At 45.2% G+C, this 2,339-nt stretch carries 4 protein-coding genes; 1 reads left to right on the forward strand and 3 read right to left on the reverse strand.

Going from position 1 to position 2,339, the window contains the following annotated elements; all coding sequences use genetic code 11:
• Nucleotides 1-223: hypothetical protein (locus tag C8R21_RS16220; protein ID WP_375136011.1), on the reverse strand; the 223-nt coding region annotated here is incomplete at its 3' end.
• A 556-nt stretch (nucleotides 224-779) separates the two neighbouring features.
• Between C8R21_RS16220 and C8R21_RS15755 the strand changes: the two genes are divergently transcribed.
• Entirely contained in the window at nucleotides 780-1,091 is a 312-nt protein-coding gene (locus C8R21_RS15755; protein WP_146162525.1) for a lipoprotein, read from the forward strand.
• A 215-nt stretch (nucleotides 1,092-1,306) separates the two neighbouring features.
• Here the strand turns inward: C8R21_RS15755 and C8R21_RS15405 are convergent, their stop codons facing one another.
• A complete protein-coding gene (locus C8R21_RS15405) occupies nucleotides 1,307-1,735 on the reverse strand; it encodes a hypothetical protein (protein WP_107763479.1) in 429 nt (142 codons plus the stop codon).
• A 322-nt stretch (nucleotides 1,736-2,057) separates the two neighbouring features.
• The coding region (locus C8R21_RS16225) for a hypothetical protein (RefSeq protein WP_219906698.1) at nucleotides 2,058-2,339 on the reverse strand (282 nt) is incomplete at its 5' end.

Here is a 2,339-nt window from a genome sequence, read left to right on the forward strand (position 1 = left end):
CGATTCCATAACCCGCGAAAACGGCGACAGCTGGAAATGCATCAGAAGCAGGATTTAGGCTTAACCAAACCGTCCGGAGAAATGGGGTAAAACCCGATTCAATAGAACGAATCCAGACATAGGCATCTTTTTCAAAGGTGAAGGATTTACTGATTGGGGAATGCCCTTTGCGTCGAACTTGAGCATTCCATTTACCAGACTTTAACTTGCGAACAGTTGCCATTTAACACCTCACTGTGAACAAGGTGTGAATAGCTAAGAAAGGAAGTCTATATAGGTATAATAACCTATTGATTCTTTATAGGAATCGAACCGTTCGGAAGTGTGGCACACACGTATTTTAAGTCCCTTGTGTCTACCAATTTCACCATCCGGGCATTGATTTAAAATGATTTTATGCGTCAGGGGGCGTCACGTTTACCCATGTTTCTACTGCTATGTCGGTACAGAAACCGGGCAGAAAATTAAACGACAAACGCATAACGTCACTTTTCTTTGCGCAGCATTTTACCCGAAGCTGCAACACTCTGCTTCAGGTGATTTGTCTCAAGGTGGGAGTACAAATCCGCTGTAATCGCAATGGTAGAGTGACCTGGCAAATCGCGCAAGGCCACCGGGTTAATTGCCGGTGGGCTGGCAATGCTTGCCAGGAAACAGGAGAACGAGGTTAGTAACACCTCTTCTGGAGGGTTGGGAATGGTTAAAAGAAGATTGCAGTAGTATCAAGCTTGGTAGACTGATATCGGGCTCAAATCGGGCTCAACAGCTGGGGATTCATTATGAAGAGGACATTAATACTTCTAATAGCTGCTGTGGCGTTATCAGGATGCGCAACCACAACCACAAGCGGATACGAAAAGAAATTAGCTCCGTATAACGGCATATCGGAGATTGATTTGATCATGTTGCTTGGAACTCCCCAGCAAGTTTATGAGGAAGGAGGAAAAAAATTCCTTACTTATTCTTTTTCTAGAACGGTTCCGGCTGAGCAGGGAAGTACCGGAAATACCAAGTCATGCCAAACTACCTTTGAAGTTGAGAAAGGTATCGTTATCGGATCAACCTGGAAAGGTAACGCCTGCAAAGGATAGCCCAGCTAAAACAGGATCACCCAGCCGCCTTCGGGCGGTTTTGTTTATGGGCGCCCAGCATGAGCGTGGTCTTGGAGGTAAAAGTCCTCAACGGGTGCTCACCATCGCATACTTCGATCGCCTTGGCATACCTCGTCCTCATGACCTCAACTTCTCGAACCGCCCGGTGCGGACCCGCATGCCGGGTGAGATGGCAGGGGCGCGGCCTATAATAGTCAATCCCTATGCCGATTTTCTTGGTTTTCAGCTTTTTTGAGAGTGACTTCTAGGACTCTCTCATCTGGGAGATTTATTTTCATGACGTATGTTGAGCCATTCCCGTGCAAGGATTGCTTAACACGAACATAAACGCCATTGAGGTCTTTGGCTAATTGGGACAGTCCGGATTTGAATTTTTCGTAATCGACAATAATTTTGTAAAGGCCCGCGAGCGATGCGCCGATAGTAATGGTGGTGATAACGCAACCGAGCTTGTATTCAGTTCGGATAACCCCAACATCTTCCGCATAGGGACTCTCTGCAAGGCGTGATTGGAATAGTCCAGAGACTTGAGATGCAACGTATTCCGCTTCCTCAGGGGAAAGAGACTTGCCTGGGGTAACATTTGTGCAGTAGGTAACAGCACCGATCTCGTATAGTTCCAAGACTTTTCCCTTAATCGGTTGTCTTTAAGAAACGCTTATAAAATAAAAGTATAGATGTGGGACAAAAAATTGAAGATAAATCTGTTGGGCGTAAATTAAAGACTTGTCTGTTTAGGAGGTTCAGAATCGCCAAATTTGGCAGCACAGGCTTCATCGATCGCTCGTGCAGCAAGATCACTGCCAATACCCTTCATATGCTGGAGAATGCAGTCATTATAGTTAGTAGCTTCTGGTGCACGATGGTTATTAGATTCCGTCTGGCGACTACAAGAAGCAACTTGAGTAAGTAATAACAAGAGGACTATGGGAGTCAGCGATCTCATTAATTTATCCTTTGTTGCTCCGATTTTATCGTCTGGCGAACAGAGTTTAAATTAAACACTCCTTCATTCAACCTTATTATAGTTGTGGATATGATTGCAGGTATGATTGTTGAATCAATTTCAAGTGTTTGAATCGCCCCGGTTTTACTAGACACTTTCGAGCTGGTTGAAATACTGTTTTGATCCGCTTGGGTTTCCAGGACCATTCCGAGAGTTAGTTTTCGGCGTTGGTGATCCGCTTGGGTTTCCAGGACCATTCCGAGAGTTAGTTTTCGGCGTTG

Source organism: Nitrosospira multiformis (assembly GCF_003050865.1).
Taxonomy (GTDB): Bacteria; Pseudomonadota; Gammaproteobacteria; order Burkholderiales; family Nitrosomonadaceae; genus Nitrosospira; species Nitrosospira multiformis_E.

What these genes read in the sequence shown, in the direction of transcription:
- C8R21_RS15755 (WP_146162525.1), top strand. Translation starts at nt 780, where the DNA reads ATGAAGAGGACATTAATACTTCTAATAGCTGCTGTGGCGTTATCAGGA.